Consider the following 26,413-nt stretch of genomic DNA (forward strand, 5'->3'; position numbering starts at 1 on the left):
TAACAGTTAATCTTATCATACAAAAAAGGAGTGGATTTCTCCACTCCATAAAAGTCTAACTTTTTGGGGTCACTACAGAATGATGGTCTTTTTTGACTGTGCCTTCACTAATCCCATGAATGCAGTCTTGTAAATAAGCTTACGCTTTGTTTACGTTTACTGCTTGAGGTCCACGATCTGATTCTTCAACATCAAAAGTCACTGCTTGGCCTTCTTCTAAAGTCTTGAAGCCTTCACCTTGGATTGCTGAGAAATGTACAAATACGTCTGTACCGTCTTCACGTGAAATGAAGCCAAATCCTTTTTCAGCATTGAACCATTTAACTGTACCTTGTTCCATTATAAAAAACCTCCTCGTGCATAAGCACTTAATTATGTGTAACATTGCTCGTGTCCGATAGAGGTGTAACAAGCGTTTCAACATCTATTCAGCAAACAAAATTACACTAATATTTTACACTTGCTACTATTTTTTTGCAAGGTAGACGATCAGCCTTCCCAGAGCCCTTCTTCTCGCAAGCTGATATATGAATTATTACCGATAATCAAGTGGTCCAGCAAGTCGATACCCATCAATTCCCCACACTTCATCAATCGTTTGGTAAAGGTAATATCCGCCTGCGAAGGTTGGGGACTGCCGCTGGGATGATTGTGCACGCAGATCACTCGGGCGGCACAGCAACGAACTGCTCCGTGATAAATTTCTCTAGGATGAGCAATCGACTGATTGAGACTGCCGATGAATAACGTCTTTTTTTGGATGATCTCATTTTTGGTATTTAGGTAGAGACACAGCAAATGTTCTTGCTGGTAATCTTTTAATTCCTCCATCATCTGATTGGCAATATCCACACTGGAATGAACTCTGCCATATTTTGGCTGTGCTGCTCGTTGGATGCGGGCGCCAAGTTCTACGGTAGCTTTGAGTTCGATCGCTTTGATCTGGCCTACCCCACGAATGGCCTGCAGTTCGTCCAATGTCACGTGCTTTAGCTCATACAAGTCTTCAAACTCGTTGAGGATCTGACCAGCTAGTTCGATGACATTGAAAGGATGAGAACCCGTTCGTAAAAGAATCGCTAACAATTCTTGATTGGATAAAGCTTCAGCGCCATAATGCAATAGTCGTTCCCGAGGATAGGAACTTTGAGGAATTCCATTGTCTTTCATAAAAAAAACTCCTTTGCGTTAGTCTAAAATAAAACTACGCAAAAGAGTTCATGGTTGATGCGACACTACCAAGTATAGGCCTGCTCAAAATAATCCGGCACTTCTACCAGTGAAGGCAAGATATGCAGCACTTTTTCTTCGATCACTGACGTCGGAGCAACCAGATCAGGTACCATGATCACCGGAATGCCAGCTGCATGCGCAGCATGAATACCGTTAGCGGAATCTTCAAGAATGACTAATTGATTTTTCGGAACCCCTAAGCGATTATGGGCTTTTTCGAAAATTTCAGGATCCGGTTTCGCCCGCACAACATCATCGAAACAAACGATTTCTGGAAATTCTTGCGTCAGACCTGCGGAATCCAGCAATGTATCGATGACTCGTCGTTGGTTGCTAGAAGCAAGGATCCGCGGAATCCCTTTTTCATCCAAATAGCGCAGCAAGTCATGGACCCCCGGTTTTAATGCTGCTTGACCTTGCTCAAAGAGCAGCAGAGTTTGATCAAAAGCGGCTTGGATGAAACGATCAACAGTCTCTGGACCGAAGGCAGCATCATATCGTTCATGATAAGCCGCCCAGACTTCTTCATCTGAAACACCAACGTATGCTAGATAGACATCTTTTGTATAGGGGATCGCCATCTGATCGGCCACGATCTGTGTTGCCTGATAGTAAAGAAGCTCCGTATCAAAAATCAGTCCGTCCATATCAAAAATCACACCATTTAATTCAGCCATTTCTTCCTCCCATTCCCAACAAAAGTTCCCGAACTTCTGATACAAAATAAAGCGAACCAGTGATCAGAAGCAAGTCTTCATTGGTCATTTTTTCTAATAATTCTGCTAAGCCAAACTGCCATAGTGAAACGATCGAGATGCGCGCTTCATTCAATTGCTGGTAATCATCACTTAAATGGATCGCTTTTGGAAAATCAAATGTGGTCAAATAGATTTCAGCTTTCGGGATCGTTAACAGCTGTTGCAGCATCTCATCGACATTTTTTGTCTCCAATGCTGAAAACAAGATATGGATGCGATAGTTGGTGAATTCTTCTCTAACTGTCTCAACCAAGCGTTCCATGGCGTGCGTGTTATGCGCACCATCTATAATGATCAGCGGTTCATTGCTGATTTTCTCCATTCGCGCGGGCCAATAAGCTTTCTTTAAGCCATTGCGGACTACTTTTTCCGAAAATGGCAGTTTTTTTAACTCACAGAATAAATAATATAATTGAATAGCGACACCGGCGTTTTCTGGTTGGTGTCGACCAATCATCGGCGTTTTCAGTCCTTTGATTTTTCCGCGGTCATTCTCAAAATCGAACCACTCTCCCCAGATTTCATCCGGACGATGATACGTGACTCGATAGTCTTCTCCCAAGTGGGATACAGGAGCCTCAGATTCTGCAGCTTCAAGGTCGATTACGGATAGCGCACTTTCAGGGATCTTCCCAGTCACTAGTGGCACCTTGGGTTTGATGATCCCGGCTTTATGGGCAGCAATGGCCTCAATCGTGTCACCAAGCATATCCATATGGTCCATTCCAATAGTCGTGATGGCCGTCAAGATTGGTGTGATCACATTTGTACTATCCAAACGGCCGCCTAAGCCAACTTCTATGATAGCCACATCGACTTGTTGCTGGGCAAAGTAGCCGAATGCCAGTGCAGTCAAAATCTCAAATTGGGTGATTCCGGTCAATTCTTCTTCCTGATCCAGTTGCATGACGAGTGGTTGAAGTGTTTCGACCCATTCAATCAGCGAGTCATCTGGTATAAAACGCCCATCAATCTCAATCCGTTCATTGAAAGACTCGATATGGGGCGATGTGAACGTTCCAACTTGCAGCCCACTTTCTTCTAGAAGACTTCGTAAATAGCTGACAGTCGAACCCTTGCCGTTCGTTCCGGCAACATGGATCAATGTCAGATTTTTTTCTGGATTGCCTAATCGTTGTAGCAATGCTTCTACTCGCATCAATCCTGGACGCATCCCGAAGGTCTTTCTTCCGTGGATCCATGCAATTGCTTCTTCACTTGTCATGTTCTTCACCTCAAAATCATTTTAGCAAATCTTCCCTTTTTTTCCTAATTCTACTGCTCTTTCTCTCAGAGCGTTCCCAACAAAAATCGATAGGAAAACTACCCGATCTATAGCGGTTAGGAATTCTTTCCTCTATAGATCGGGTAGCTAGAGATCGGGTAGTTAGAGAGTAAATAGTTAGATCGGTAATTTGCAACAGCTAGTGTTCCATAGGAATATCGATGATTAGCTTGCTGCCTCGATTCAATAAATAGATTATTGAATCGTACGCAATTGCTCGATCCGTTCTTGAACTGCTTTTTGTTTATCCAAATAATCGGCTTCTTTCGCTCGCTCTTGCGCCACAACTTCTTCAGGGGCATTGGCAACGAAACGTTCGTTTGCTAATTTCCCTTGCACGCGTTTGACCTCTTGATTGAATTTCGCCAATTCTTTTTCTAAACGGCTGATTTCTTCTTCGATATTGATCAAGCCGGCTAATGGCAAATAGATCGTTGCTCCGGATAAGATAGCTGACATCGCCAATTCCGGTGCTTCCAGTGTATTGGAAATCACTAGCTCTTCTGGATTGCAGAATCGTTCGATATAGTTTTTGTTGGTGATCAGGAAGCTCTCGATCTCAACATCGTTGGTTTGGATCAGCAATGTAATTGGCTTAGAAAGCGGCGTGTTGACTTCCGCCCGAATGTTGCGGACAGAACGAATCAACTCTTTTAACACTTCCATTCCTTGTGCTGCTTTCTCATCCGACCACTCTGGCTGAACTTCTGGATAAGCAGCTACTACAAGCGAATCGCCTGTATGAGGCAGTTTACTCCAAATTTCTTCTGTGACAAACGGCATGATTGGGTGCAGCAAGCGTAATATTTGATCCAACACATGAACCAAAATGCTCTTATTGACTTGTTTAGCTGCTTCATTTTCACCATATAAGGTTTCTTTGCTCATTTCGATATACCAGTCACAAAAGTCATCCCAAATAAAGTTGTATAACTGGCGACCTGCTTCACCGAATTCAAAACGATCAAACAACTCAGTCACTTTCTCGATCGTTTCATTTAAACGAGTTAAGATCCAACGGTCCGCTACGGATTTCTCGCCAGAAAAATCAATATCTGTCACCGTCATTCCTTCAACATTCATCAAGACAAAACGGGACGCATTCCAAATCTTGTTGATGAAGTTCCAAGCAGCATCCATTTTTTCATAGCTGAAGCGAACATCTTGTCCTGGTGCAGAGCCATTTGATAAGAACCAGCGCAATGCATCGGCGCCATATTTTTCGATGACTTCCATCGGATCGATCCCGTTCCCTAATGACTTACTCATTTTACGTCCCTGTTCATCACGAATCAGTCCATGGATCAGCACATTTTCAAAAGGACGTTTGCCTGTGAATTCCAAGCTTTGGAAAATCATGCGGCTTACCCAGAAAGCAATGATGTCGTAGCCTGTGACTAGCGTGTTGGTTGGGAAATAACGCTGATAATCAGCACTATTTTCATCTGGCCAGCCCATGGTTGAAAATGGCCATAATGCGGAGCTGAACCAAGTATCCAGTACATCAGGATCCTGTGTCCAGTTTTCGGCATCTGCCGGTGCTTCTAAGCCCACATACATTTCACCAGTTTCATTGTGGTACCAAGCAGGAATTTGATGTCCCCACCACAATTGTCGGGAAATAACCCAGTCGTGAATATTTTCCATCCAGCGCAAGAAAGTTTGATTGAAGCGCGGTGGGAAAAACTCGACTGCCTGATCCGTCGATTGGTTGTCGATCGCTTCTTTAGCCAATGGCCCCATTTTGACAAACCATTGCGTAGATAAACGAGGTTCAACAACGACACCGGTTCGTTCTGAATGGCCAACACTGTGAATCATTTTTTCAATCTTTAACAAACGTCCGATATCTTCCAAATCTTTGACGATCGCTTTACGAGCTGCAAAACGATCCATGCCAGCATATTTACCGGCTAAATCATTCATGGTTCCGTCATCGTTCATAACATTGACCCGTGGCAAGTTATGGCGGTTACCGACTTCAAAGTCATTCGGATCATGGGCAGGGGTGATTTTTACTACGCCGGTTCCAAATTCTTGATCCACGTAAGTATCCGCAATGATTGGGATCTCTTTATTAACTAATGGCAAAATAACCTTTTTGCCGATCAATTCTTGGTAGCGTTCATCCTCTGGATGGACAGCGATCGCAGTGTCTCCTAGCATCGTTTCTGGACGAGTGGTGGCAATCTCTACGGTACCAGAACCATCTGCCAGTTCATAAGTCATGTGGTAAAAAGCTCCTTCGATCTCTTTATGGATGACTTCAATATCAGATAAGGCCGTACGTGCTTGCGGATCCCAGTTGATGATATATTCGCCGCGATAGATCAAGTCTTTTTCGTAAAGAGTTACGAAGACTTTACGGACAGCATCTGACAGACCCTCGTCTAATGTGAATCGTTCTCGACTATAGTCAAGAGACAATCCTAGCTTTGCCCACTGCTCACGAATATGGCCTGCATATTCTTCTTTCCATTCCCACACTTGGTCGACAAATTTTTCCCGACCAAGGTCATAGCGGGAGATCCCTTGTTCTCTTAGTTTTTCTTCGACTTTTGCTTGTGTCGCAATTCCAGCGTGATCCATACCTGGTAACCACAATGTATCAAACCCTTGCATCCGTTTTTGGCGAATGATGATATCTTGAAGGGTTGTATCCCACGCATGGCCTAAGTGTAGTTTACCAGTAACATTTGGCGGAGGAATAACGATTGAATAAGGCTTGGCTTTTTGATCACCACTTGGTTTGAATAGATCTTTGGCTAACCATTCCTGGTAGCGTCCCGCTTCGACTTCTTGCGGGTTGTACTTTGTTGATAAGTTATCGGACATTGTTTTACCTCCTACTTTTTTTGATCAGTTCCTTCAAGACCGCTCGGCTTTTGGGAATAAAAAAAGTCCTAAAATGCCGAAGCATTTTAGGACGCAAATACGCGGTACCACCTAAATTGTAGATTTCTCTACCTCTTGGGCGTGAGTTAACGGTCACGAAGCGTTTGATTCTACTGAACAAGGTGTTCCTTGCTGTTCCAATCAAAGACTCACAAGCTACCTTCTCAGATTCCTGCTGAAAACCTTGCACCAATTGGTCTTCTCTCTGTAAAAACAGTCCGTCTGATACTCCTCTTGATCCTCGTCTTCTTTCAATTGATCTTGTTCATTCTACAATGAACTTTTTTGAAAGTCAAACAGCGATTGATCTGGCAGCGGCCAAAGCCGATTGATAGTCCGGTTCTTGAGAGATTTCAGGCACGATCTCTTCGTAGCGGATCACCTCTTTTTCATCTAAGACAAAAATCGCGCGGGCAAAATGTCCAAACTCTGGGATCATAATTTGATAGGTTTCTCCAAACGTATTTTCTGGATCATGCAGCATCAGCATATCGATCCCTTCTTGTCCACACCAATTTGCTTGTTCTTCTTTCGTATTGTTCGAGATTGTCACAAAATTAACCTCATCAATCTTACTTGCTTCTTCATTGAAGCGCTTCGTCTGCAATGCACAGACCCGCGTGTCAATGTCGGGAACAATGCTTAAGATCGTCGGTTTACCTAAGAAATCAGCCAAGCGATAAACTTTGTCATCTAAACTTTTCAGTTCAAATTCTTTGGCTTGATCCCCTACTTTTGGCTGAATGCCTGGTACTTCAAAAATGGTTCCTTTACGTGTTACTTGCATGTCATCTCTCCTATTACAGTTTTCTCCAGTATAGGAGAGAACCCGCGAAAGCCAAAAGATTTTGCTCAAAACCTACGATTTCTGAGAATAGGTATTGTCAAAAAAGATCAACGTCTGTAATTCTGTCGTCAGATCGATGTATTGGATATGAACATTTTTAGGTACATTGACGCGATCAGGGGCAAAATTTAAAATCGCTGTAATGCCAGATTCTACGATCGTATCGATTGCCGCCTGAGAATATTGACTAGGTACTGTCGAGATAGCTACAGTGATTCCTTTCTCCTGAACGATCTCAGCTAGCTGATCCATTCCATAAACATAGTGACCGTCGATGGTCTTACCGATCAATTGCGGATCATTATCAAATACAGCAACGATCGAAAGATTCTCATTGCGGCGAAAGTTGTTATTTGCAAGAGCTTTACCTAGATTGCCAAAGCCCACTAATGCAATGTTCTTTGCTTCGTTCGTTTCTAATATATGGCTAAAAACTTCAATCAAGTAAGGAACTTCATAACCATACCCGCTTCGTCCTAATTCCCCTAAGTGGGAAAAGTCCCGACGAATCGTTGCGGAAGGAACTTGTGTGATCTCAGCAAACTCTTTTGATTTGATTCGATGGACACCTGATGCATCCAAAAATTTTAAATGCCTTAAATAAGCAGGCAGACGTTTCGCTGTTGCTTTAGGAAGTTTTTTTTCTCTTAATGCTTCCATGGTTTCCGTCCTCCTTGTTAAACAGTTCACATATCGAGTTTAGCATGCTCGTCATTGAATAGCAAGCAATTTTCACAAACTTTTAATGCTTCCTAGATTCCAGTCAAACGACTGTGAGAAATCTCTCACAGGTCCAGCATAAACGAAAAAAGACGGCTACTTGGGCACACCCTTTGTAACCATCTTTTTTCTTTAATTGCCAACAGTCAACAGCTGGTTTTTATCCCCTGATATCAAAATTTTTTCTGATGTGAAGATCAAAGAAAATCAGCGAATTCTGCTTTTTCGGAAGCTTGGATCTCTTCGATTTTCAACCCAGCTAATGCCCGCTCCATCATGCCTGCTATATCTAAGCGCTCTTCATATAAATGCACTTTCTCCAACTTCGGTCTTGTCTTAGGCTGTGGCGGAGCAAAAATCGTGCAGCAGTCTTCAAATGGCTGGATCGCCAGTTCAAACGTATCGATCTCTTGAGCTACATCAATGATTTCTAATTTATCCATCGTTGCCACCGGACGAATGATTGGCGTATTCGTTACTTCATTGATCGCCACCATACTTTGCAATGTTTGTGAAGCCACTTGGCCTAGTGATTCTCCGTTCAAAATAATCAATCCATGACGAGCTTCACGGATCGCATCTGTGAGTCGCAGCATCATCCGGCGAGTGATCGTCATCCAATAGCCTTGAGGCACATGCTTCTTGATTTCTTCTTGAACTTCAGTGAATGGGACTTCAATAAACTGAATACCGCCAACATAAGGGGTTAGTTTCTTTGTCAGATCTTTGGCTTTTTGTAGTGCCTGTTCGCTAGTATAAGGCGGGCTGGCAAAATGGACCGCTTCGATCTCTACCCCGCGTTTCATCGCAAAATAACCAGCAACGGGGGAATCGATCCCGCCTGAAAGCATCAGCATCCCTTTCCCACTCGTTCCAACCGGTAACCCACCAGCTCCTTGGATCGTCTCGTAAGAAAGGTAGGCTCCATCCATACGGATCTCTACCCGTAGATTGATATCTGGCTTTTTCATTTGAACTTTGATTTCTGGAAAGCGATCAATTACAGCATTTCCTAACGTCAAATTCAACTGATTACTGTCTTGGATGAATTGATGGTCACTGCGTTTGGCAGTGATTTTGAAGGTCTCAGTCCCTGTATAGATTTCACTCATCACTGTTTGTACGGCTTCTTTTAACACTTCGACGTCTTTTTCTACCCGAATGCTGGGAGAAAAATTTTGAATCCCAAACACTTTTTGCAATTTCAATATAATTGCCTGACTGTCTTCCCCATTCAGAAGCAAATGCATCCGATCACGTTCTGCATGAACTTTGACTTTAGGAAAGTCGGCAAGTGTTCGCTTCACATTCTCCGCCAACTGCATAATGAAACTGCGGCGGTTTTTTCCTTTGGTTGATAATTCGCCGTAGCGAACCATGATCTCTGTATAATTCACGAGTAAAACTCCTTTGTTTGTCGTTGGTATGTTCGCAACATGCTCTTATTGGCTTAATTTTGAGAACTTTTGATAAAGCTGATTAAATACAATCAAAAATTGTTCTACTTCGGCCATCGTATTACTTTCATCCAAGCTGACCCGAACTGCTGAAGTAGCTAAGCGACTAGGGACATGCATCGCATGCAATGTGCTGCTAGCCATTTTCTTGCGGGAAGAGCAGGCACTAGTCGTTGAGAGATAAATCTGTTTTTCTTCAAAGGCATGGACAAGCACTTCTCCTCTGATCCCTTCCAATGAGAAACAAAGAATATGCGGCGCAAAATGTTCGGCTCCAGAAAACACCGTCACTTTCTCATACTCAGATAATGCTTCTGAAAGGTAACTTTTCAATAAGCCCACATGGTTAGGCCGGGCAGCTTTTTGTTCAAGTGCTAGTCGCAACGCTTTAGCCATTGCAACAATTGCCGGTAAATTCTCAGTCCCGCTGCGCTGATTTTGTTCTTGCCCGCCACCGGTCATCAATGGTGTTAGCTTACGGCCTTTTTTCCAATAAATAAAACCGACGCCCCTAGGTCCATGAAACTTGTGGGCAGAAAATGTGGCAAAGTCTACCCGTTGTGGCAACCATTGCTGCTGATCAACCTTCGCAATTGCTTGAACAGCATCCACATGGAAGTGGATGCGAGGATGAGCTTCTAGAATTTCAGCGATTTGATTGATTGGCTGGATCGAACCAATTTCGTTGTTGACTGCCATCACAGAAACAAGAATCGTTTCCTTTCGGATCAGTTGCTGCAAAGCAGCGACATCTACAAATCCAGTAGAAGTAACGGGTGCGATACTCACGTCAAACCCTAGTTCTTTCAACTGTTCTGCGGTCTCACTGACCGCTGGATGTTCGATGCCAGAAATAATCAAGTGATTGCCATAAGCTTTTTTGGCGATCGCGGTGCCTTTTAAGACCCAATTGTCTCCTTCCGTCCCCCCACTGGTAAACCAAATCTCTGAAGCAGAAACTTGCAGCAGCTCAGCAATTTGCGCCCGAGACTGTTCCAAAAGACGGCTGGCTTGACTGCCCAGATCGTGAAGACTTGAAGGGTTGCCGATAATACGCTGACTAACTTTTACATATGTATCTAATGCTTGCGGATAAATTGCGGTTGTGGCGCTGTTATCAAAATAAATCAATGCTAGGACCCTTTCTTTGAAAAATTCTTTCCCATTATAACTGCTCTTTCCTGCTCTTTCAAGAAGTTCCTCTTCTTGGATCGATTTGTCGGTAGAGAATCCGCCAATTCACTAAAAAAGCCAGACAGTTTTTCACTGCTGGCTTTTGCTTTATACTAAATCACGATTCTTGAAATAGAAGTTCTCGATCCGCTTGAAAGCACCTGGTTCGACGCGTTCCAAAGCTGTCCCGATCTCATCTAATGCATCTTGATAACGATACTCTTTCGTAAACAGATACAAACTCTTATCAATCGCTGCTTTGATGTCGGCATGTGAATGACGGTAACGGTTTGCATATTGCATCATTTGTTCTGTCAATGCAGCTGCATCCACTAAATCTTTCGTTTGTTCATCAAGCATGTCTAAATCTTCTTCACAAACTGAAACCAATTTATTGATTTCTTGCATGTTGATCCGAATTTTATTCAATTCTTTGCCTAATTCTTCCACTCGGTCAGTTGCGACAAAGAAGAATTCTAAGTATTCCCCTGGTAAGCCTGGCAAACGCTGTTTCTCAACAAAACGTTTGAGGTTACGTAAACGAAATTCGAAGTTCTCTACTTTCTCTTGTGCGACCTTTTCACCACGGCGTAGATCACTTAGCGCTTCATCGATTTCAACTTGTTGCGCTTCGACATCATCTAAAATTTTGTAAGCATCTTTATAAAAACTTTGTACTTCTGAATAAGGGATCTCATGGTTTTCCAACTGCGGCAAGTATTCATTGTTGCGGCGAGCCAATTCATCGACTTCTGTTTGGAAGCCACGAACCCGACCTAATTCATTATGATTCAATGTATAGCTTTGAGCGGTATGATCCAACTCAATCAATAATTGACGATTGTTTTTCGTCGCATGATCGATGTAGTCAACAATCACTTGACGATTTTTAAGAACATATTTCTTCGCATTGATTTCACGTTCCATTACCGTATACAAAGCATCGATGTCACTAGCTGTATCCCGATTAGCTACCTCCACAGAAGCAACTTCTGTTTTGGCTAAATCATTCATAGAATTTTCAACCCGTTTTTTCACGCGGTTGATATCTTCTTGGAAGTTAGCTTCAGGAAAGACGTATTTTTGATCCAATAATTTTTTGTATCCATCTTGGATTTCTTTTAATTGATCAGGGAACGTACGATTCAGCTCTTCATAAGCAGCTGGGATTCGTTTCATCAAATCTTCGACTTCATAGGTGTGTTGCTCTGCTTGTTCTAAAACTTCCCGAGCTTCGACCGGATCACCGGAAGTATTCAGCGTAACAAATTGAGTGAATTCAATCTCGATATTTTTGATTTGCTTTTGCAGTTCGTTATAAGCTGGACCAAATTCCTCTCCATGCTCCCGCAAGTTTTTCTTCAAATCTTCATAAACATCCAATGCTTTTTGGACTTCTAGGGAATTGCGTTCTTCACTTTCACGAAGTTCTTTCAAGCCGGCACGAATCTCTTCGACTTGACGTTCCATATCATCCATGGTTGCTTCCGCTTGTTCGATCGCTGTTTTAGCTTTGAAAAAGCGAATCCGTTCATTCAACTCTTCGACTTCAAAGATTTGGCTTTCCAGTTCCGCAAATGAGGAGGTGGAAATATCTGTCCATTGCTGGTTCCATTCTCGGAATGTGTTTTGGCTTTGACCCACCAAATGCATTTTTTTCACTTCATCGACTTCTTCAATGACCGGCAGATCAAACAGGTTTTCTTTACGTTTCTCTAAGACATCCAGTTTCTCCTGATTTTTCTTTCGCATAAAGTAACCGATCGCATATAAGATCGCCGCGATGACGACAATGGCAATAACGATTCCAAAGATGATATTAGTTCCCATTTTATGGTTCCTCCAATTTTCAAATCTACACTTTTCGTATGAAATCCGCGTTTTCACAGATCCGTTTTTGGGTATGTAAGGTATCTCAAATAAAAGGACCCACTTGTCCCTTTTCAAAAAAAGCATCTACGCTAGATTATAGCATAAAGAAAAAAATCAAGCATTAAATTGCGGCAAAAAAGATTGACTTTTTTGCGACTTCCTCCAATTTTTCATTCTTTTTTTAACAAGCTCTCTCTAAATTTCCTTGGAAAAGCCGAAATCAAAAAAGCTTTTTCCTGTTTTTTGGTGCCTTTTTTAAGAAATGCCTTGATTTCTCACTTTTGACACTGTACTCTAGAAAAAAGCTTGAACAGGAGTAATGCAAGATGAAAGTAGCAAAATTTGGTGGTAGTTCGCTCGCTTCAGCCGAGCAAGTGCAAAAAGTAGTTGATATTATCCAAGCAGATCCACAACGCCGTTTTGTTGTTGTTTCTGCCCCCGGTAAACGCCATGCAGACGATACCAAAGTGACTGATCTTTTATTAGCCACTTGTGAAGGACTAGCTGCATCAAAAGATGTCCGTCCCTTATTAACAGAAATTTATGCGCGTTATGCTGCCATCGCTGCCCCTTTTCAAGTGGCGCCTGAATTATTGGCAGAGATCCAAAGTGCTTTACAGCAGTTTCTGACATTGTCGCCTAATGATGACCCACATTTTCATGACAAGATCTTAGCTAGTGGAGAAGACAATAACGCTCGTTTGATTGCCGGAATTTTACAAGCATCCGGTCTAGCAGCACGTTACTTAAACCCAGAGGAGCTAGGGATCTTAGTCACTGATGAACCCCAAAACGCCCGGATCTTGCCAGCATCTTACACAAAAATCAATGCCTGGGCAGAAACAGAAGAAATTTTAGTGATCCCAGGATTTTTTGGGTATACGGAGGATGGAGAAATCTGTACTTTCTCTCGAGGCGGATCAGATATTTCTGGTGCATTGGTAGCTGCTGGTGTCAACGCGACGCTTTATGAGAACTTTACAGACGTCGATGGTATTTTTTCGGCTCATCCAGGTTATGTCCATCACCCAGAACCCATCAAAGAACTGACTTATCGAGAAATGCGGGAACTTTCGTATGCCGGATTCACGGTGCTGCACGATGAAGCGTTGATGCCTTCTTATCGGGCAAAGATTCCCGTCGTTATCAAAAATACGAATAATCCCACACATCCAGGAACCATGATTACCAACCAACGGAACAACTTGACACAACCAGTTGTCGGTGTTGCTAGTGATGAAGGCTTCTGTATGATCTACATCCGTAAATACTTGATGAACCGAGAAGTTGGTTTTACTTTACGCGTCCTTGAGATTTTCAAAGAATTTGATTTAAACTATGAGCATATGCCGTCCGGAATCGATGATATCTCGATCATTATGAGAGCCAATCAATTAAATCCGGTGTTGGAAGAAGAATTGCTGCGCAAGATCGCTTATGAGATCGATCCAGATGAATTACGAATGACCCACGACTTATCCATGGTCGTAGTCGTCGGCGAAGGGATGCGCCAACGAGTGGGGATCACTGCAGACAGCACAGCTGCATTGGCCCGCAAGAACATCAACTTGGAAATGATCAACCAAGGTTCTTCCGAGGTCAGTATTATGTTTGGTATCCATAAAGAACAAGAGAAAGCCGCTGTTCGAACTTTGTATTATACCTTTTTTGATTGATAGTCAGTGGCCTTTCCCAACAAAGCCGCCCCTCAAATACACTTAGAACAAAAAAACAAGATGACCCTTGCGAATGATTTTGCAAAGGTCATCTTATTTTTATGGGTGTTCACTCGTTTCAAGTCAACTCTTCATTTTTGCTACGATCTGACGTTCAATTTCAGCTTTGATGCGGGGCTCTGGAGCAAAACGTTCTTCCCAATCCGCAGGTTTCATGACTTTATGAGTCACAGGATGGTAATGGGGCATGCCATCTGGAAAAAGTTTCCCCATATTGGCTTCATGAACGATTTTCAAAATTGGTGCCGGATCGACACCCAATAGTGAAAAAGAGCCATAGGTGAAATACAAAAGATCGCATAAGGCATCGACTTGCTCGACTAACGTATCCGTCACTGGTTTTTGTTTGCTAGTGATCTTTTCTTTTGCTTGCTCGATTCCCTGATGCAGATCCGCCACTGACTGTGCGAACTGCTCGGGATCATTGTTGGCCGCTGCATACAAAAACTCAACTAATTCTTCTACTTTGAACCCTGCACGGAAACTGGCCTTTTCTGGTGTGAATGGCCGTGGTTGCTCCGGACGTGTCGGGTCAAAGGTTTGATGAAATTCTTCTGTCATTTCAAAAGGACTCATCTTCTTTCCTCCTCCGTTGATCTCACTCAATCAATTCGTGTATTCCATTTATTCCTCTAGTTATGTGTTATTCGATGATGCCATAGTGTTTCAGAGCCTGAGCGATACCATCTTCATTATTAGATGCTGTTACATAATTGGCCGCTGTCTTTGCCACTTGCTGCGCATTCCCCATAGCCACCCCAATACCAACACCTTTCAACATCTCGATATCATTTTCGTGATCCCCAAAAGCCATGGCTTCCTCGATCGCGATCCCTTCATAAGCCAAAAACTCATGGATTCCCTTCATTTTCGAGCCTTTCTTGGGGACGATATCCACTGAATAGGCATTGGAGCGTTTGAAATCACAGGAAGGCAGTTTTTGCTTTAGCTTTTCTTTCTCTGATTCGGGACTCAGCATAATGCACTGATAAATTGGTTCCCGCAAAATATCCAGAGACTGATACCGTTTGGCATTTCGATTTGGACTGAATCGCTGCAGCAATTTTTTTAGCACCCCAACGGGAAACTTCTTTGGGACGAATCGCAAATAACGTTGCATCACTGGTGATTGACTCAAACGAATCGTCAAGCTGCCAGCCACTTTGGTTTCTCCGCCAAACATTACCTGCCGATAATTTTCATCTGCATATGCAACAATTTCTTCAAGGATGTTCTTCGAGAAAGGTTTGGCATAAATCAAATTTTGTTTGGTGTAGACAAACTGCCCATTATAGGTGATGAACATATCCAAATCTAAATAATCGATGACTTTCTCTAATTCTACAGGTCCGCGGCCTGTCGCCACGCCACATAAAACACCTTGTTTTCTGGCTTCTTTGATCGCTGCTCGGGTACTTGCCATCGCTTTCCCGTTATCTGCGATCAATGTACCATCGATGTCAAAAAAAATTGCTTTAATCATATAACTCCTCAAAATAGCTCCAATTGGCTAGGATTCAGTTGTTGGTAATCGATTTGCATGGCTTCGATCAACGCGCGGGCATTGTCCGCCGCATCACCGCCAGCATTATTGTTAAAAATAACAGCAACTTCTTGTGCGTGAGCCGCTGTTTCTTCGACTGCTTGACGTAGTTCACTTAATTCTTTCTCATTGTAGCGATAGAGCGTCCGATTCTTTTTGGCGTCAGGTCCGGTAGCTGTCCAACCAACATCATTTCTGCCATGAAAACGACATACGGCAAATGCCGGGTTAGTCACTAGCGGTTCTAAAGGAACCGTAGTGGAGAGTTTCTTGGGCTCATCAACAATAACCAACGAGAACTTTTGCTTGCGCATATAGGCTTGCATCGAAGAGCGGAACTCTGGCTGATACCAACTATTATCCCGCAACTCGATTGCCACCGGATACGCTGCAAACCACTGACGTACTTCATCTAAATACGCCACACTTTCTTTCGTACACTTAAACCGGTTGGGAAATTGTGCCAGCAAACAATAAAGCCGGCCAGCATCCACCATAGGTTGAATCGCCTGCTTGAAAGCTGTTAGTGCTTCTGCCATAGACATACCTTCCGGCAAATCACCTTGTGTCGTTACGCTTTGATGCACTTTAAGAATAAAACGGAAGTTATCCGGTACCTGCGTCAACCAATTCCGCACATCCTTCTCTTTGGGTAAATAATGATAAGACGTATCCAGTTCAACCACAGGAAAGACACTGGCATATTCAAAAAGTTTTGATGTTTTTCTCTGAACAAGAGAACCATGTTCACTAAATGTCGTACAACCAATTCGAATCATTTTTCCTCACCTTGCTTGTTTTCTTATTTGATTAGTATACAATAGTTTTGGAGTTATGAGTAAAATAATCTTTGAGGTGACAAAAATGAAAAAAATCCTCGTTTTGCATACAGGTGGCACCATTGCCATGAAAGAAGATGTGTTGACCGGTGGTGTCAGTCCAGACGTCACAAACCCATTGATGGACGCCCCTATCCATATCGATGACGATGTTGAACTGATCGTTGAAGATATCTTTAATCTACCTAGTCCTCACATTGCACCTGAGCAAATGCTGCAAATCAAAGAACGCATCCAGTTGGCTCATTTAAGTGGAATCGATGGCGTAGTTGTCACTCACGGAACAGATACATTAGAAGAAACTGCCTTTTTTCTAGATACAACGATCGGCAATCAGCTGCCTATCGTCATTACAGGTGCCATGCGCTCCAGTAATGAAGTCGGCAGTGACGGTTTATATAATTTTGAAAGTGCCATTCGCGTAGCAAAATGTGATGATGCTCAAAAAAAGGGTGTTCTAGTCGTTATGAATGACGAAATCCACTCTGCTCGTTATGTCACAAAGACGCATACAACGAATGTTGCAACTTTTCGCACGCCAACACTAGGTCCCATTGGGCTGGTCACAAAAAATCGAATATTATTCATGCAGGAACTATTAGAGAGTCGCCAATTGGATGTTGATCGGGTCGATGGCTTGATTCCGATCGTTAAAGCCTATGCCGGCATGCATGGAGAACTTTTTGAGGCCTTAGCAGAATCCAATATCGATGGATTGGTCATTGAAGCCCTCGGAGCTGGCAATCTACCACCCCAAACATTACCGCCGCTAAAAAAATTACTGGCGAAACAAATCCCAGTCGTACTAGTCTCCCGCTGTTTCAACGGTATTGCCGAACCTGTCTATGGTTATTCTGGAGGCGGAAAAGAACTGCAGGAGATGGGAGTCATCTTTTGCAATAGCATCAACAGTCAAAAAGCCCGAATCAAATTGCTGATCGCCAAAAATCGTCGGCTGCCATTAGTTGAATTACACGACTTTATGGAAAACTGATTGTTGACTTTTTTAGAAACTAAACTGACAAAAAACCGCACCTTCGCTTGTTCTTAGCAACTGACCTTTTTTAAGAGAAGGTCAATCGCTAAGAACAGACGATTGTCAGTGCGGTTAGTTGTTTTCATTATTTTTTGTTCGTTCATGCCACTTCATTGCGGCTTCGCAGTACGTCGTCTCTCCGATTCTGATCTCATGTAATGTTTCCAAATGGTTCTCATCCCGAATCGTTTCAAAATGACTTTCTACCAAGTTCCCGTACTCAACTTCTCGGTCAAAACGAATCGTTATTTCCTTCACTTGATGCGTCGTCAAAAATTCATAGCCTAAAACATCCAGCAGCCAATTAAAATACATTGCATTGTTGACGTGCTGATTGCTGTCGATATCATAAAACCGAACCCGATAAGGTAAAAAATGTCCTTTTTCTGGGGAATTGATTTTAGGATAGCGCTTGATGCGCTTGATTTTCTCACTTTCAAAAGGAGCGACGATCTCATCTGGAACACTGCTGACTTTGCGTGTTGCCAAATCCATCAATGCAAAAACCGACTCGATCTTCACTAATTCATTTCCTTGGGCGTCGTGCAGCCAGAAATAGCGGTAGCAAAAATATTTATTGTATTCTTTTGCTTGTGTTGAGACCATGATCTGTTCCCCGACCATCGGCAACCGATTGACCGTGATATGGTAAGTAGTAATGATCCATGTCAGTCCAAAAGAGCGAATGTATTCTGGCCCACGCTCCAATACTGCACTTTGCTCTTCGGATACTTTGATTGCCACTCCCAACATTGCTGGAAACGTCATTGTCTGATTGATATCGCACTCATAATAAGCGACTTCATGTTCTTTTTGATACTTTGCTACCATCTTGCCAAATGCCTCCTAATATCTACTCAAAATCTCATCTACATTATTGCCGTAACTTTCACCGAATAGATTCAAATGAACCAATAAATAGTACAACTGATACACAGGAACCCGCTCTTGCCAATTTTTTTCCAGCGGGAAGACTTGCTGATAGCGTTGGAAAAATTCCGGACGAAATCCGCCGAATAATTGCGCCATCGCCAGATCAAGTTCGCGATCACCAAAGGATACAGCCGGATCAATGAAAACTGGATCACCCTTCTGATCAAACAGCACATTGCCGCGCCAAAAGTCACCATGCAGTAAAGAAGGTTGAACCTGTCGACCTGACCACTCTTGATACAGCGTTTCTTTCAGATTTAGGTACTTATCTTCTCGGCGAGGATTCCAATGATTTCCTAACTTGGCCAATTCCACCTGAACGTCTAAGCGGCACGTGGTATAAAAACTCACCCAATCCTCTGCCGCGGGATTCACCTGCGGCAATAAGCCAATAAAGTTGTCCTGTTCAAATCCAAACGTTGGGCTTGTTTGCCGATGGATCTCAGCTAAAGCAGTGGCGATCGACTCTTGATCACCTTCACCAACATCGATCCATTCTAGCAAAAGGTAGGCGCCATGTTCGTTATCTCCATATTGATAAACGGCGGGTACGCGAACATAGGGACGTAATTGTGCCAATCCTGCTGCTTCTGCTTGAAAAAACTGCTGGGATACTCCTGGATGATACTTCAAGAAATACTGTCTTTCTTCTGACCGCAACCGGAACGTCTGATTCACGTCACCCCCGCTGATCGGCGTTAATGTTCCGGATAACCCAAACTGGGCAAGCAATTCCTGATTCATGTTGGACACATCCTTTACTCGGTAAAGTGGGCGTGAAAATACTCTTTTTCGTCTTTTGTGATTGCCAGTCCTTCTTTTAAATACTGATCCACCGTGCCAAATTCTTTTTTGATCGCTGCTAAACTTTCATCAAGAAAACTTTCTTTTGCACTCATCAATGTGGTGATGGCTTCAAGAACTTCAGGCGGCATTTGCTGCGCCATAGGGGCAAATTTCTCTTTTAAAAAAGGCCCCAGATAGCGATTCGTTGCCAGATAGTCTTGTTTGATAGTTGATTGATCCACCTCTAATAAAGATAAGAGCAGAAATGCCCCGAAGCCTGTTCGATCTTTCCCTGCTGTACAATGAAATAGGGTTGCTCCTGCTTCCGCATTTTCTAATACCAAGTCAAAAAAATGACGGTATTGCTTTCGAGCATGCGGACTTTCGACAAAGTGGCGATATACCTTCTTCATCTGATCTTCTGCATCATCCCCATCTGCCAGCTTTTGCTTCAATGTCTCTGGTGATAAGGAAACCATCGTTTCATCTTCGCTAAAAATCGGCAAAAAGAACTGCTGGGCATAACGGATTGGCTGATCTGGCTGTGCTTTGGCTTCTTCATAGGAACGAAAATCAATGATTTGATTGATGCCATAGTTGCTCAATGTTGCTTGATCTGTCTCAGACAGCTCATTGATCGCGGCACTACGAATCAGTTTTTTCCGCTTAATGGTCTTCCCTGATGTCGTTTTATAACGCCTAATTCTCTGACATTTGCTGCATTTTCTAACTGAATCAGTTGTGTCATCTTGATCCCTCCCGCGCCTGTATACAAAAAGTATAGCAGAAACCCATAAAAAAAGCGGTGAATATTTCTTTATTATTCTCTCATCTACTAAAGATAGCGGTCAGAGTAAGCCATAATGACACATAATAACAATAGTGACTCTGATTTTTGGTCACAAAAAAAGAAAGACCACACGCAGTCTTTCTTAATAAACACTCTTTTGTTATCACTTGATTTTAGTAGCGGCTTCTACTTGAATCAATCGGCATCAATCACAGCAGTTTGACTTTCAAGTGTTGCACGATCTAGTTCATGGATACGACTGCTAGTCACCACACCGGCAACCATGCTGTCACTGACATTAACCAGTGTTCGAGCCATATCGATCAGTGGTTCAACAGAAATGACTAGACCAACGATTGCGATCGGCAAGTTCATTGATCCTAAAACGATCAATGAAGCAAAGGTTGCCCCACCACCGACACCAGCAACACCAAAAGAACTGATGGTTACGACCGCCACCAAAAGCAGGATAAACTGCCAATCAAAGACATTGATTCCTACCGTAGGCGCTACGATCGTGGCTAACATCGCCGGATACACACCAGCACAGCCATTTTGTCCAATTGACAAGCCAAAGCTACCAGCAAAATTGGCGGTTGCTTCGTCGACACCTAGCGCTTTTGTTTGCGTTTCGATATTCAATGGCAACGCACCGGCACTTGAGCGTGAAGTAAATGCAAAACTTAACACTGGAAAAGCTTTCTTGAAATAAGTAATTGGATTGACTTTTACACTCGCTAACAACAAGGAATGAACGAGCAAGACAATGATCAATGCTGCATAAGAAGCTAAAATAAATTTCCCAAGATTTAGGATCGCTTCGAAATCACTTGATGCTAGAACATTTGTCATCAACGCCAATACACCATAAGGAGTCAACCGCAACACAAGTGTGACGATTCGCATCACGATCTTGTACAAGCTATCCATTAGATCAGCAAACGTTTGCGCCTCTTTCGGGGCTTTTTTCTTCACCCCTAAGTAGGCAATCCCTACAAAAGCAGAAAAAATTACCACTCCAATCGTACTCGTTGAACGTGTCCCAGCTAGATCGGCAAAAACATTATTCGGAATAAAGGATACGATCTGTTGAGGAATTGACAAGTCTTGGACTTGGGTAGAACGTTCTGCCAACTCAGCGATCCGTGCGGTCTCCGCTGCACCTTCAGTAAAACTCGCACCGTCTAAACCAAACAACATAACCATCACGATTCCGATCAGTGCAGCGATTGCTGTCGTGCCCAACAAAGTAGCCAACACAGTAAAGCTGATTTTTTTGATTTTTTCGCTTTCTTTCATCTTGGTAAATGCCCCGACGATCGAAACAAAAACCAATGGCATGATCAACATTTGCAGCAGTGCTACATAGCCGTTCCCCACCATTGTGATCCACTCTAGTGATTGGGTGATCACTTCCGAGCCAGTTCCAAAGATCGCCTGTAAGATACCACCAAAAAGTATCCCGACAAACAACGCTGTAAACACTCGTGTAGAGAATTTCAGATGACGCTTTTGCATCAGGTAGAACCCATAAATAAGGGCAGCAAAAATAAGTACAACAATAACTATAAACAGATTTGTCATTAGTCTCCTCCTTTAACATTAAGTAAAATGACAAAGTCTGTCAGTGGAAGTAAAGGTTCCCAGTGACCATTCTTCAACAGTTCACTCTAATGAGACGTGTGGCATCATTAGTGACTGTTTTATTTTATAGAAAGAATGGCGATCTTACAATTAATAAGTTTCACATTTTTCTGCTAAAGATCATAAAAATGGACAAAAAAAGCTGTGACAGCGCAGCTAATAAACGGTCCATCAAACAAATTGGTCTACCTGATAGAAAATGAACCGTTTCTATCTCAGTCCTCGTAAAATTTGTTCGATCGTCTCTTAACATACGCCCACAGCTTTTCATTTCTTCATTATGCTAAAGCTCCCATAGGGTCCCAAGGAGCTAAGACTTGCGGCTCTGCTTCAAAAGCAGCGAGTTGTTCGGCCGTCAAAAATTCCTTGCGAACAACGATTTGATAGGTGTACTCATCCATCCATTCATCACTCATTACAAAAAATCCATTGGTACCGACTTTTTCTCCCCAGCTGTTTTCGACTTTCCATTTTGTTGATTTGCCATCAACGATGTCCACACCAGTCAAGACCATCGCATGGGTCATCAGACTTTCACCATAATCTAAACGTTGAGCTTTCGTCATCGTGAAATCGATATCGAATAAGTCGTTCATATCATACGCATCCAATGCCATGATTCCAGAATCACGGGTAGAAGATTGCCCAACATCACAGCCAAACCAGACAGATTCTCCTTGTTCTAATTGGGCAATCGCCAATTTTTTGAATGTTTCCATATCCACATTCAAATATTTCACTTCTTTACCTCCAACAACGTTCCCCAACATTTCCACTGTATAGGACTTGTTATAAGGTTTGTCAGCAGTAGGGGCGTTGATGATGCTTACATAATCATCCAGATCTACCCCTACATATTTGTCATAAAATGTTTGCGGCGTCAGTCCGCGATCAATATGATAATTTTTCTCTTCATCACGGTATTCAAAGTCAAACGTTTCTGGTGGAGTCCCCAAAGAAGTCGCTAAGAAATTGTAGATTTCTTGTAGCATCCCTTCTTTTGCTTCTTGAATAGCTGCTTCGGATTGTCCATCCGCCACTAATTGGCGCAATGTCCCAGCATCTTTGCGCAATTTTTTGTTCAAGTAGTTGTTCAAGTCACGGGAATTCGATGAATTACTGCTTTCTGGCATCACTGCTTTTGGCACGACACCATATTTTTGAAAGATCGACACGATCATATCCCATTGTCCGCCATCTTGTTGGGGTGTTTGCAGCAAGAAAGCAACCTTGCGGCTAGATAAAGGCTCTTGTGCTGTTGCCAAGACATTTTCATAAAAATAGTTGGCTTTTTCATATTTATCCCAGAAAAAAGTATGGTTCTGTGACAATTCAAAGTCCTTCAAATTAAAGGCATTCAACATTTTGTGACGGAATGTGTTCAATGCTGCAAACATCCAGCAGCGACCTGATTGTTTTTGGTTTGACACTTTGCCAGTCGTCACATCAACTGAAAAGACTGGTACATTGTTGACATGGCCTTGAATCGTTTCTGCTGAAGCAGTGATCCCGTTTTTGACCACGCCTCTTTGCAGTGCATTTTGCTTGTTATTTTGCTGATACGCTTCAGCAAATTTTTCAGTAGTATTTTTGGAAATTTCTGACATATTTCTCCATCCTTTCACTTTATTCTCTTCATTTTACTCTTGTCCAAATCAAATAACAACCGCCTGAGCAAAAGTCTGGCAGATCCAAACTTGCGAAGGCGGTGTTTCCATTTAGATTCAGTTCGCAATCATGAAGATACCCAAGCCCAATAGGACAGAAGAAATCCCTTCTTCAAAACGGGCGTAGAACTGCCGAACAGGTCTGCTGGCTAATAGGATCGTCAGTAAAACACTGACGACGATCAACGCCATAAATCCGAGCAGTGACAAGTTTAGTTCAGTGATTGCCAGTGCTCTCAATCCTTTAATAAAGATCCCTTGCAGCAAATAGACTAACAGTGTGTTCTTGCCCCATTTGGTAAAAAACAGCTGTTGCCGTGGGACGAGTCGCAGAAAACCAATGATCCCCAGCAGTCCAATCACAAAGAACACCCCTCGTAATGGTCCTCCGAACAATGGATAGCTCAGATAGTCTTCATAAGGTTTCGAGCCAAAGACCATGTACTTATTCATCCCATGGAAAAGCGCAATAAACAAGTAGATAATCGGCAAGAAAACCAGACTGATTTTTTTTATTCGTGTTCCTTGTAAAAACTGCATCTCATTTTTAGGAAAATAAAAACCGATGATAAAAAATGGTAGAAAGACAAATGTCCGCTGCAGTGTCAGAACTTGATTAATAAAAGGGAGGTAACCAGCAAAAATGCTCAGCAGCACACTAAGCAAGATGGCTTTTCTGGCAGTCATTTTCTGAAAAAAGACGAGAGAAAGCTGCCAAAAGAACATGCTGAGTAAGAACCACAATGCCCATTGAGGGTTGAGCAGCTGAATATTCAACGACGCGTCAAGTCCAATCACCCAGTAATAAACTGTATAAAAAAGTTGAAAAAACACATAAGGAAGTAGAAACTTTTTGACCAGATCTCGAACTTTTGAACCTTTTGTGAGCGGTTTGGCAAAATAACCTGCTAAAAAAACAAAGGCTGGCATATGAAAGGTAAAAATAAAATAGTACAGATCATGATAAAACTTGTGATCACCAATGAATGGTTGCAATAAGTGGCTGAAAACCACTAAAATCATTAATAAAAATTTTGCATTATCGAAGTAAGCCGTCCTCGGGGAGTGGCTCATAATGTCTCCTCCTTTATTTTTTCTAACTAAAAGCATACCGTAATATTCAGTCACTGCGATAACAAAGTGATTGCAAAACAGCAACGAAAAATTTCAGTTTATTACTCCTAATGCTGCGAAGTGAGTTCCTTATAGAGAGGATGATTATTGATTGCATGTTCCATCTATTTGTATTAATATAGATAATACAAAGGAGAGAGCGCCAGTGCAATTCGAAATCAAACCTCAAAGCAATACACCCATCTATCAACAATTACGCGATCAAATCATTCTTGGGATCGCAACAGGCGAATTAGCTGTCGGCGAACTACTTCCCTCTGTCCGTCAACTTGCAGAAGAGATTGGCATCAACACGATGACTATTTCTAAAGCCTATAATTCACTGAAAGAAGACGGGCTGCTGATTACCGATCGGCGCAAAGGAACTGCTGTCGCAGCGCCTCGCAGCTTTACCTTCTCCGAAGAAGAATATTATCAACAACAGCTGCAGCTGCAAGTAGCCTCTGCATTGATTCACGGAAAAAGCGAAGCAGCGATCATTGCCGATATTCAGCAATGTTTAGAACAGTTTTCTGAAAGGACCGAATTGAAATGAATTACATTTTCTTTGGCATAAATCTGATCGTCATTTTTTCTATCGCTTTTACAATGAATCTGCTCAGTAAGCCCCACAAAAACGTATTATTGGAAAATACATTATCTCCTGATCACTTGCAGCATCCGGACGTTTTGGCGTTAGTTGCTAAATACCGCCGCCGTATTATGCAGTTTGTCGGTATCTTAAGTGTAGCAAGTCTGATTTTTTTGTTCAATTTATATGGCTCTATCCTCATGACCTTTTTCTGGCTGCTCTTGTTTTTGCTTCTGGGGGCAAGCTACGTCTTACAAATTCATTATATTGGAAAAATGCACGAACTAATTGAGCATAAGAACTGGGGACTCCCTATCGATCCTGTTTTAGTAGACACCAAATTGATCCAGCAAAAAAATAGAAAACTGTTGCCATTAGTCAGTTTTCTTCCATCATTGTTATTAGTCATTGCTGGTGTAATTTATTTCCCTACCGCGGAGAACGGACCCGGTTGGCTATTCAGCCTCATCAACTGCTTGATCTTTTTGCTTTTCCTCTATTTATGGCAAGTGATTCGCCGCTTACCAGTACGTCCATTGACGAAGGATTTTCAAATCAATCAACAGTTCAATGATTTAACGAAATTCTATTGGTCCCTTCTGGTCGTCTTAATGAGCACGGGCACACTGCTATTGTTTTTTGTTCCACTGCTCTCGACCCAGTTGACGGGGGTAGTTGGAGAGTTATCCGCTGTTCTTTTCGTCTTGTTACTGGTCTTCTTGATGGTCGTTCCTTTTGGGCTATTGCTGCGATTACGAAAAAAACAAGATCAATTGTTGGCTTCTACGGAACAACGGTATTATGATGAAGACCGTTATTGGCGTTATGGCGTGTACATTAATCCAACAGATCCTCGATTATTTGTCCCTGACCGCGTGGGGTTGAATATCGGTATCAACTTAGGCAAAAAGACCGGAAAAGGTTTAGCAATCGGCACCGGCATTCTGATGATCGCGATCATGGTTGTCACTATCGTTCCTTTGTATCAATTAGATTTTAATCCTGATGCAATAAGTGGAGAGATGACAGATCAATCCGTACAGTTTGATGCCCCATTAGCTAGCCGACAAACGATTCCGTTGGATGAAATCAGAACAGTCACGCTTGTTGATACACTTCCAGAGCCAACGGTTCGCACAATGGGGATGGCGACAGATCATTACCTGACAGGCAACTTTAACGTTGCTGGTCAATCTGCGAAACTATTCATGGACAAACGATCGCAACCCATTCTTCGGCTCTCGACAGCCGATATCACGATCTACTATACGAACAAAGACGCCTCTGAGACCGTCAAACTGTATGAGACTCTGGAGCAAAAGCTTCAGTAGGCAATAAGAAGATATTTAGCAAGCAAGACAAACAAGCGAAGCGACACCTGCAATTAGTAAAAATTGCCCGAGTCGCTTCGCTTGATTTTTCATGCTTCTTAGCTATCAGGACTGTGCCATAAGTCATCATCCAACAAGTTAAACCGAATAATAGTCTGTTGCT

23 protein-coding genes and 1 other annotated feature are annotated in these 26,413 nt (G+C 42.6%); of the genes, 4 read left to right on the forward strand and 19 right to left on the reverse strand.

All coding sequences use genetic code 11. The features are described 5' to 3' along the window. Nucleotides 1–139 precede the first annotated feature (139 nt). The 10 genes from AB5Z52_RS09235 to ezrA form a co-directional block, all read right to left on the reverse strand. On the reverse strand, nt 140–340 hold the full coding sequence (locus AB5Z52_RS09235) for a cold-shock protein (protein ID WP_003127340.1): 201 nt from the start codon (nt 338–340) through the stop codon (nt 140–142). Between the two features lie 149 nt (nt 341–489). Then, complete coding sequence (gene radC, locus AB5Z52_RS09240) at nt 490–1,170, reverse strand: DNA repair protein RadC (RefSeq protein ID WP_003127339.1); 681 nt, start codon at nt 1,168–1,170, stop codon at nt 490–492. Nucleotides 1,171–1,235: 65 nt separating this feature from the next. Beyond that, on the reverse strand, nt 1,236–1,910 hold the full coding sequence (locus AB5Z52_RS09245) for an HAD family phosphatase (RefSeq protein ID WP_003127338.1): 675 nt from the start codon (nt 1,908–1,910) through the stop codon (nt 1,236–1,238). Further along, nucleotides 1,903–3,216, reverse strand: coding sequence for a folylpolyglutamate synthase/dihydrofolate synthase family protein (locus tag AB5Z52_RS09250; protein ID WP_005471605.1), 1,314 nt, complete (start codon nt 3,214–3,216; stop codon nt 1,903–1,905). The genes AB5Z52_RS09245 and AB5Z52_RS09250 overlap by 8 nt, the downstream gene beginning before the upstream one ends. Nucleotides 3,217–3,471: 255 nt before the next feature. Next, nucleotides 3,472–6,111, reverse strand: a complete 2,640-nt coding sequence (locus tag AB5Z52_RS09255; protein ID WP_003127336.1) for a valine--tRNA ligase — start codon at nt 6,109–6,111, stop codon at nt 3,472–3,474. An 84-nt stretch (nt 6,112–6,195) separates the two neighbouring features. Beyond that, nucleotides 6,196–6,422: a binding site (T-box leader), on the reverse strand. A 41-nt stretch (nt 6,423–6,463) separates the two neighbouring features. Next, nucleotides 6,464–6,958, reverse strand: coding sequence for a thiol peroxidase (tpx, locus tag AB5Z52_RS09260; protein ID WP_368243685.1), 495 nt, complete (start codon nt 6,956–6,958; stop codon nt 6,464–6,466). Between the two features lie 72 nt (nt 6,959–7,030). Further along, the gene (locus AB5Z52_RS09265) at nt 7,031–7,678 is read right to left on the reverse strand and encodes a redox-sensing transcriptional repressor Rex (protein WP_003127334.1); all 648 of its coding nucleotides are present in this window, start codon (nt 7,676–7,678) and stop codon (nt 7,031–7,033) included. Nucleotides 7,679–7,935: 257 nt separating this feature from the next. Then, nucleotides 7,936–9,135, reverse strand: coding sequence for a tRNA uracil 4-sulfurtransferase ThiI (gene thiI / locus AB5Z52_RS09270; protein ID WP_003127333.1), 1,200 nt, complete (start codon nt 9,133–9,135; stop codon nt 7,936–7,938). Between the two features lie 45 nt (nt 9,136–9,180). Continuing rightward, nucleotides 9,181–10,326 (reverse strand): cysteine desulfurase family protein, encoded by a 1,146-nt coding sequence (locus AB5Z52_RS09275; RefSeq protein WP_005471603.1) that lies wholly within the window; start codon nt 10,324–10,326, stop codon nt 9,181–9,183. A gap of 150 nt (nt 10,327–10,476) precedes the next feature. Further along, nucleotides 10,477–12,198 (reverse strand): septation ring formation regulator EzrA, encoded by a 1,722-nt coding sequence (gene ezrA, locus AB5Z52_RS09280; protein WP_003127330.1) that lies wholly within the window; start codon nt 12,196–12,198, stop codon nt 10,477–10,479. Between the two features lie 368 nt (nt 12,199–12,566). Between ezrA and AB5Z52_RS09285 the strand changes: the two genes are divergently transcribed. Beyond that, nucleotides 12,567–13,916 (forward strand): aspartate kinase, encoded by a 1,350-nt coding sequence (locus AB5Z52_RS09285; protein ID WP_003127329.1) that lies wholly within the window; start codon nt 12,567–12,569, stop codon nt 13,914–13,916. Between the two features lie 123 nt (nt 13,917–14,039). Here AB5Z52_RS09285 and AB5Z52_RS09290 read toward each other — a convergent pair whose 3' ends face one another. The 3 genes from AB5Z52_RS09290 to AB5Z52_RS09300 form a co-directional block, all read right to left on the reverse strand. Continuing rightward, a complete protein-coding gene (locus tag AB5Z52_RS09290; RefSeq protein WP_003127328.1) occupies nt 14,040–14,552 on the reverse strand; it encodes a haloacid dehalogenase in 513 nt (170 codons plus the stop codon). Between the two features lie 67 nt (nt 14,553–14,619). Beyond that, nucleotides 14,620–15,459, reverse strand: a complete 840-nt coding sequence (locus AB5Z52_RS09295) for a Cof-type HAD-IIB family hydrolase (protein ID WP_003127327.1) — start codon at nt 15,457–15,459, stop codon at nt 14,620–14,622. An 8-nt stretch (nt 15,460–15,467) separates the two neighbouring features. Continuing rightward, nucleotides 15,468–16,298 (reverse strand): DUF72 domain-containing protein, encoded by an 831-nt coding sequence (locus tag AB5Z52_RS09300; protein WP_003127326.1) that lies wholly within the window; start codon nt 16,296–16,298, stop codon nt 15,468–15,470. 85 nt (nt 16,299–16,383) lie between these two features. On the opposite strand from AB5Z52_RS09300, the gene AB5Z52_RS09305 reads away from it, so the two are divergent. Next, nucleotides 16,384–17,352 (forward strand): asparaginase, encoded by a 969-nt coding sequence (locus AB5Z52_RS09305; protein ID WP_005471602.1) that lies wholly within the window; start codon nt 16,384–16,386, stop codon nt 17,350–17,352. A gap of 114 nt (nt 17,353–17,466) precedes the next feature. On the opposite strand, the gene AB5Z52_RS09310 is transcribed toward AB5Z52_RS09305, so the two are convergent. The 6 genes from AB5Z52_RS09310 to AB5Z52_RS09335 all read right to left on the reverse strand — a co-directional run bounded on the left by AB5Z52_RS09310 (nt 17,467) and on the right by AB5Z52_RS09335 (nt 24,288). Next, entirely contained in the window at nt 17,467–18,225 is a 759-nt protein-coding gene (locus tag AB5Z52_RS09310; protein WP_003127324.1) for an acyl-ACP thioesterase domain-containing protein, read from the reverse strand. Between the two features lie 15 nt (nt 18,226–18,240). Next, the gene (locus tag AB5Z52_RS09315) at nt 18,241–19,071 is read right to left on the reverse strand and encodes a fructosamine kinase family protein (RefSeq protein WP_005471595.1); all 831 of its coding nucleotides are present in this window, start codon (nt 19,069–19,071) and stop codon (nt 18,241–18,243) included. 14 nt (nt 19,072–19,085) lie between these two features. Then, complete coding sequence (locus AB5Z52_RS09320; RefSeq protein ID WP_325167309.1) at nt 19,086–19,784, reverse strand: tyrosine-protein phosphatase; 699 nt, start codon at nt 19,782–19,784, stop codon at nt 19,086–19,088. A gap of 314 nt (nt 19,785–20,098) precedes the next feature. Continuing rightward, on the reverse strand, nt 20,099–21,487 hold the full coding sequence (locus AB5Z52_RS09325) for an L-cystine transporter (RefSeq protein ID WP_003127320.1): 1,389 nt from the start codon (nt 21,485–21,487) through the stop codon (nt 20,099–20,101). A gap of 338 nt (nt 21,488–21,825) precedes the next feature. After that, nucleotides 21,826–23,154 carry an aminopeptidase C gene (locus AB5Z52_RS09330; protein WP_005471586.1) on the reverse strand — a complete coding sequence of 443 codons (1,329 nt, stop codon included), beginning with the start codon at nt 23,152–23,154 and terminating at the stop codon, nt 21,826–21,828. A gap of 117 nt (nt 23,155–23,271) precedes the next feature. After that, on the reverse strand, nt 23,272–24,288 hold the full coding sequence (locus AB5Z52_RS09335) for an acyltransferase family protein (protein WP_003127318.1): 1,017 nt from the start codon (nt 24,286–24,288) through the stop codon (nt 23,272–23,274). A 205-nt stretch (nt 24,289–24,493) separates the two neighbouring features. On the opposite strand from AB5Z52_RS09335, the gene AB5Z52_RS09340 reads away from it, so the two are divergent. Together AB5Z52_RS09340 and AB5Z52_RS09345 are read left to right on the forward strand one after the other, a co-directional pair. Then, nucleotides 24,494–24,883, forward strand: coding sequence for a GntR family transcriptional regulator (locus tag AB5Z52_RS09340; RefSeq protein WP_003127317.1), 390 nt, complete (start codon nt 24,494–24,496; stop codon nt 24,881–24,883). Continuing rightward, nucleotides 24,880–26,250, forward strand: a complete 1,371-nt coding sequence (locus AB5Z52_RS09345; RefSeq protein ID WP_288551740.1) for a PH domain-containing protein — start codon at nt 24,880–24,882, stop codon at nt 26,248–26,250. Before AB5Z52_RS09340 ends, AB5Z52_RS09345 begins: the two co-directional genes overlap by 4 nt. Nucleotides 26,251–26,413: the final 163 nt, after the last annotated feature.

The organism is Enterococcus sp. RTP21361st1_A6_RTP21361_211029, assembly GCF_040910045.1.
GTDB classification, from domain to species: Bacteria; Bacillota; Bacilli; order Lactobacillales; family Enterococcaceae; genus Enterococcus_D; species Enterococcus_D gallinarum.

What these genes read in the sequence shown, in the direction of transcription:
- AB5Z52_RS09235 (WP_003127340.1), bottom strand. Translation starts at nt 340, where the DNA reads ATGGAACAAGGTACAGTTAAATGGTTCAATGCTGAAAAAGGATTTGGC.
- radC (WP_003127339.1), bottom strand. Translation starts at nt 1,170, where the DNA reads ATGAAAGACAATGGAATTCCTCAAAGTTCCTATCCTCGGGAACGACTA.
- AB5Z52_RS09245 (WP_003127338.1), bottom strand. Translation starts at nt 1,910, where the DNA reads ATGGCTGAATTAAATGGTGTGATTTTTGATATGGACGGACTGATTTTT.
- AB5Z52_RS09250 (WP_005471605.1), bottom strand. Translation starts at nt 3,216, where the DNA reads ATGACAAGTGAAGAAGCAATTGCATGGATCCACGGAAGAAAGACCTTC.
- AB5Z52_RS09255 (WP_003127336.1), bottom strand. Translation starts at nt 6,111, where the DNA reads ATGTCCGATAACTTATCAACAAAGTACAACCCGCAAGAAGTCGAAGCG.
- tpx (WP_368243685.1), bottom strand. Translation starts at nt 6,958, where the DNA reads ATGCAAGTAACACGTAAAGGAACCATTTTTGAAGTACCAGGCATTCAG.
- AB5Z52_RS09265 (WP_003127334.1), bottom strand. Translation starts at nt 7,678, where the DNA reads ATGGAAGCATTAAGAGAAAAAAAACTTCCTAAAGCAACAGCGAAACGT.
- ezrA (WP_003127330.1), bottom strand. Translation starts at nt 12,198, where the DNA reads ATGGGAACTAATATCATCTTTGGAATCGTTATTGCCATTGTCGTCATC.
- AB5Z52_RS09285 (WP_003127329.1), top strand. Translation starts at nt 12,567, where the DNA reads ATGAAAGTAGCAAAATTTGGTGGTAGTTCGCTCGCTTCAGCCGAGCAA.
- AB5Z52_RS09290 (WP_003127328.1), bottom strand. Translation starts at nt 14,552, where the DNA reads ATGAGTCCTTTTGAAATGACAGAAGAATTTCATCAAACCTTTGACCCG.
- AB5Z52_RS09295 (WP_003127327.1), bottom strand. Translation starts at nt 15,459, where the DNA reads ATGATTAAAGCAATTTTTTTTGACATCGATGGTACATTGATCGCAGAT.
- AB5Z52_RS09300 (WP_003127326.1), bottom strand. Translation starts at nt 16,298, where the DNA reads ATGATTCGAATTGGTTGTACGACATTTAGTGAACATGGTTCTCTTGTT.
- AB5Z52_RS09305 (WP_005471602.1), top strand. Translation starts at nt 16,384, where the DNA reads ATGAAAAAAATCCTCGTTTTGCATACAGGTGGCACCATTGCCATGAAA.
- AB5Z52_RS09310 (WP_003127324.1), bottom strand. Translation starts at nt 18,225, where the DNA reads ATGGTAGCAAAGTATCAAAAAGAACATGAAGTCGCTTATTATGAGTGC.
- AB5Z52_RS09315 (WP_005471595.1), bottom strand. Translation starts at nt 19,071, where the DNA reads ATGAATCAGGAATTGCTTGCCCAGTTTGGGTTATCCGGAACATTAACG.
- AB5Z52_RS09325 (WP_003127320.1), bottom strand. Translation starts at nt 21,487, where the DNA reads ATGACAAATCTGTTTATAGTTATTGTTGTACTTATTTTTGCTGCCCTT.
- AB5Z52_RS09330 (WP_005471586.1), bottom strand. Translation starts at nt 23,154, where the DNA reads ATGTCAGAAATTTCCAAAAATACTACTGAAAAATTTGCTGAAGCGTAT.
- AB5Z52_RS09335 (WP_003127318.1), bottom strand. Translation starts at nt 24,288, where the DNA reads ATGAGCCACTCCCCGAGGACGGCTTACTTCGATAATGCAAAATTTTTA.
- AB5Z52_RS09345 (WP_288551740.1), top strand. Translation starts at nt 24,880, where the DNA reads ATGAATTACATTTTCTTTGGCATAAATCTGATCGTCATTTTTTCTATC.